The sequence below is a fragment of the Rhodococcus sp. BS-15 genome, assembly GCF_000813105.1.
Lineage (GTDB): Bacteria > Actinomycetota > Actinomycetes > Mycobacteriales > Mycobacteriaceae > Rhodococcoides.
Map to the genome: position 1 here is coordinate 1 of NZ_BAOX01000608.1, position 759 is coordinate 759.

The following is a 759-nucleotide window of genomic DNA, read 5'->3' on the forward strand; positions in this document are numbered from 1 at the left end:
CGCTCACGGGTCGCTAATTCTGGTAATTTCGGCGTCTTGCCAAGGAAGTCGACTCTGCAGTCGAACAATTACTGGATCTGGTGCTTCCGTTGGTTTACTTGATTCAGTACCGGCCAAGATGGTCGCAGCCACGAAGCTTCTTCAGCTGGGAGATACGTTGTTCAAGCGGATTGCAGTAGTCAACCGAGGCGAGGCAGCAGTACGGCTGATCCGAGCTGTCCGAGAGCTCAACGCCGAACACGATTACGGCATCCGCACCGTAGCGCTGCACACCGAGGCGGAGAAGCGGGCCATGTTCGTCCGCCAGGCCGACGAAGCGGTCACACTGCGCAAGCCCGCGACCGGATCGGCCTACCTCGACTACGGCGTCCTCGAGGCCGCGCTGGTCGAGTCCGGTGCCGATGCGGTGTGGGTCGGCTGGGGCTTCGTCGCCGAGGACCCGACGTTCGCCGATCTCGTGGCCGGACTGAACATCACCTTCATCGGCCCGTCCGCCGACGCGATGCGCCTGCTCGGAGATAAGGTGCAGGCCAAGCTCCTCGCCGAGAAGGTCGGCGTCCCCGTCGCACCGTGGTCCGGTGGACCGGTCGAGACCCGCGCGGACGCTCGTCGTCACGCAGCGGCGATCGGGTACCCGCTGATCATCAAGGCCCGCTCGGGCGGTGGTGGCCGCGGTATCCGCAAGGTCTTCCACGAAGACGAACTCGAACTCTCCCTCGAACGCACCCAGGGCGAGGCCGAGCGCTCGTTCGGCGACCC

1 protein-coding gene is annotated in these 759 nt (G+C 64.7%); it reads left to right on the forward strand.

Annotation, left to right across the window (positions count from 1 at the left end; all coding sequences use genetic code 11):
- Positions 1 to 157: 157 nt before the first annotated feature.
- Positions 158 to 759, forward strand: a 602-nt coding sequence (locus RHBS_RS28235; protein WP_272913909.1) for a biotin carboxylase N-terminal domain-containing protein, incomplete at its 3' end; no start/stop codon positions are given.